Here is a 3,147-nt window from a genome sequence, read left to right as displayed (position 1 = left end):
CACCATTGCCGCACTGATGGACCATCTCGGCATCAGGAAGGCTGTCATCGTCGGCCATTCCTTCGGCGGCGTGGTGACATCGGCCTTTGGCCGCGAGCATCCAGACAAGACACTTGGACTGGTCTTCCTCGCACCGGCGACCCATCCATGGCCGGGCGGCGCAACCGCCTGGTACTACGATCTGACCACCATTCCCGTGCTCGGCTGGCTGTTTTCCGAAACGCTGACCTATCCGGCCGGTACACTGCAGATGGCCGACGCCACCACCTGCGTTTTCTCGCCCAACAAGGTGCCGGACAATTATCTCGGAATGGCCTCTATCCCGCTGGTGCTGCGACCAAAAGCCTTTCGCGCCAACGCCACCGATGTCGCCGGGCTCTATCGCTATGCCCTCGACGCCGCACCGCGCTACAACGAGATCAAGGCGCCAACCGTGGTCATTTCAGGCGATCGCGACAAGGTGGTCTATGCACATATCCATTCGGTCGGTCTGGCGCGCGACATTGCCGGTGCCGAACTCGTCTGGGTGCACAATCTCGGTCACAAGCCAGACTGGATGGCGCCCGACCTGACCGTCGGCGCCATCGAGAAGGTCGCCGGCAAGAGTGTCGACCTGCAGGCGATGGCCAGGACCGTGGAGGCGCGCATCGCCGGCGACGCCTACGGCGCCGGCAGATGCGCCGATATCAAGGTACCGCAGGCCGAACTCGCGCCGACCTAAGGCGGTCGCCCGAACCGTTCAGAGCCGACACGCTTTGGGAATCTAGCGGCTGACTTGTGTGTCCGACCCGATATAGGCGATGCGCAGCATGTTGGTCGAACCCGGTGTCCGCAGCGGTACGCCCGCGGTGATGATGACGCGGTCGCCCGGCTTGCCGAAGCCTTCGTCGAAGGCGATGCGGCAGGCGCGGTTGACCATGTCGTCGAGGTCGACGGCGTCGGGCGAGACAACGCAATGCGTGCCCCACAAAAGCGACAGCCGCCGCGCCGTGTTGAGGATCGGCGACAGCGCGATAACAGGCACTTGCGGCCGCTCGCGGGCGGCGCGCAGGCCTGTGGTGCCTGATGCGGTGTAGGTGATGATCGCCGACAGCTTCAGCGTTTCGGCGATCTCGCGCGCGGCCAGCGAAATGGCGTCGGCGCCGGTCGCTTCCGGCTCGGAGCGCTGGGCGTTGATGATGCCGGCATAGGTCGGATCGGTCTCGACCTTGGTGGCGATACGGTTCATCATTGCCACGGCCTCGACGGGATAGGCACCCGCCGCCGATTCCGCCGACAGCATGATGGCATCGGCGCCTTCGAAGACGGCGATCGAAACATCGGACACCTCGGCGCGGGTCGGCACCGGTGCCGTGATCATCGATTCCAGCATCTGCGTTGCAACCACCACCGGCTTGCCGGCGCGGCGTGCGGCGCGCGTGATCTGCTTCTGGATACCGGGCACCGCCTCGAGCGGCATCTCGACGCCGAGATCGCCGCGGGCGACCATCAGCGCGTCGGACAGTTCGATGATTTCGGCCAGCCGGGCGACAGCCTGCGGCTTCTCGATCTTGGCCATGATCAGCGCCCGGCCGCGTGCGATCTTGCGCGCTTCGGCCAGATCCTCCGGCCGTTGCACGAAGGACAGCGCCACCCAGTCTACGCCTGTGGCCAGCACGGCATCGAGGTCCTTGCGGTCCTTCTCGGTCAACGCGCCGACCGGCAGGTCGGTGTCAGGCAGGCTGACGCCCTTCTTGTCGGAAATCGTGGTGCCGGCGACGACGGTGCAGACGATCGACTTGCCGTCGCTCTTCACCGCCTTCAGCTCGAGCTTGCCATCGTCGATCAGCAGGCGATGGCCGGCTTCGACCGAGCTCAGGATTTCCGGATGCGGCAGATAGACCCTGGTCGAGGTGCCGGGCTCGGGATTGTCGTCGAGCGTGAAGGTCTGGCCTTGCGTCAGCACTTCCTTGCCGTTGGCGAACTTGCCGACGCGCAGCTTTGGCCCTTGCAGATCGGCGAGGATGCCGATCGGCCTGCCAACGGCTTCCTCGACAGCGCGGATGCGTCCGACCAGCGTGCGCATCAGTTCATGGTCGGTATGGCTCATATTGATGCGGAACACATCGGCGCCCGCTTCGAACAGTTTCTTCAGCATCTCCTCCGAGGAGGAGGCAGGACCGATGGTGGCTAGGATCTTGACCTTGCGGCTACGTCTCATTGACTGTTTGTTCCCGGGGTGGCTGGAGCGCCTCCCGTTGTGGACTCATCGGTCAGCTGGACCATCCAGCTTGCCTGTTCGCCCGTGTCATATTCCTGGAATCCGGCGCGCTGAAAGCCCCGGGCGACGCAGTCGGTTACGCCTGCGATCTTGAACTCTTTTTCAGCCACGCACATGTTGATCGGGCCGTCCCAGCGTCCACCGCGTTCGGCGTCTTCTGCATAAAGATAGTAAAACCTTGATGACAGCGGCCCTTCGATCAGCGTCTTGCAGCTCGATCCCTCGATGTGCCACCAGCCTTCAGTGATCCAGCCGGCCTTGGCGCGATAGCCGATGCCGACACCAACCAGGTTCTGCGTGGCGTTGCAGACGCGGAAATCGGCACGCGCCGGCGAAGCCACGACCATGGCCGGCAGGCCGATGGCAAGAGTGAGGAGCGGCATGGCAAAGGCAGAGCGCATGCGCTGCCCGCCGGCGGAACTCATCCGAAAACCCCTCAAAAACCACATCAGCATCTCTCTGCGCCCCTTTTCGGAAAAGTCCGGGCGCATGTCAACGCACCGTTTTGTCCAATTCCAATCGATTTAGAAAGGCTCCGGCGCACAATTCGCCGACTTGTGCCAGATTTCCCGGGAAACCTTGGCCAAACAACGGCATTGCGCAAGCGTCGTCTTCGTGGAATGACGATAGCATCCTCCCCGGAAGCCAGCGAACAGACCATTTCCCGCCAATGACCCGATCCACAGTTTTCGCGCCTTTCGACATCATCGAGGGCGACCGCAAGCGAGGCATCGTGCTGTTGGGCGATCATGCCCGTCGCGACCTGCCCGACGACTATGGCAGCCTCGGCCTGCCCTCAGCGGAGTTCGACCGCCACATCGCCTATGACATCGGCGTCGAGGGCGTGACGCGCGAACTGGCTGCCCTGCTGGGCGTGCCAGCGGTGC

General features: G+C 63.7%; 3 protein-coding genes and 1 pseudogene. 2 read left to right on the top strand and 2 right to left on the bottom strand.

Going from position 1 to position 3,147, the window contains the following annotated elements; translation table 11 throughout:
• Positions 1-721: alpha/beta hydrolase (locus EN879_RS29695; protein WP_164774662.1), on the top strand; the 721-nt coding region annotated here is incomplete at its 5' end.
• A 42-nt stretch (positions 722-763) separates the two neighbouring features.
• On the opposite strand, the gene pyk is transcribed toward EN879_RS29695, so the two are convergent.
• Both pyk and EN879_RS29685 read right to left on the bottom strand, forming a co-directional pair.
• A complete protein-coding gene (pyk, locus tag EN879_RS29690) occupies positions 764-2,200 on the bottom strand; it encodes a pyruvate kinase (protein ID WP_013529204.1) in 1,437 nt (478 codons plus the stop codon).
• Positions 2,197-2,685, bottom strand: coding sequence for a DUF1036 domain-containing protein (locus EN879_RS29685; RefSeq protein WP_063169175.1), 489 nt, complete (start codon positions 2,683-2,685; stop codon positions 2,197-2,199). The genes pyk and EN879_RS29685 overlap by 4 nt, the downstream gene beginning before the upstream one ends.
• A gap of 245 nt (positions 2,686-2,930) precedes the next feature.
• On the opposite strand from EN879_RS29685, the pseudogene EN879_RS29680 reads away from it, so the two are divergent.
• A pseudogene (locus EN879_RS29680) lies at positions 2,931-3,147 on the top strand (N-formylglutamate amidohydrolase); the annotation flags it as partial.

This window comes from Mesorhizobium sp. M7A.F.Ca.AU.002.02.1.1 (assembly GCF_003998535.1).
Classification (GTDB): Bacteria; Pseudomonadota; Alphaproteobacteria; order Rhizobiales; family Rhizobiaceae; genus Mesorhizobium; species Mesorhizobium ciceri.
Note: the sequence above shows the minus strand (reverse complement) of the source record. Positions and strands in the feature narration are given on the sequence as shown.

Bases quoted from the DNA above. Each gene is read 5' to 3' on its own strand.
- pyk (WP_013529204.1), bottom strand. From the start codon at position 2,200: ATGAGACGTAGCCGCAAGGTCAAGATCCTAGCCACCATCGGTCCTGCC.
- EN879_RS29685 (WP_063169175.1), bottom strand. From the start codon at position 2,685: ATGAGTTCCGCCGGCGGGCAGCGCATGCGCTCTGCCTTTGCCATGCCG.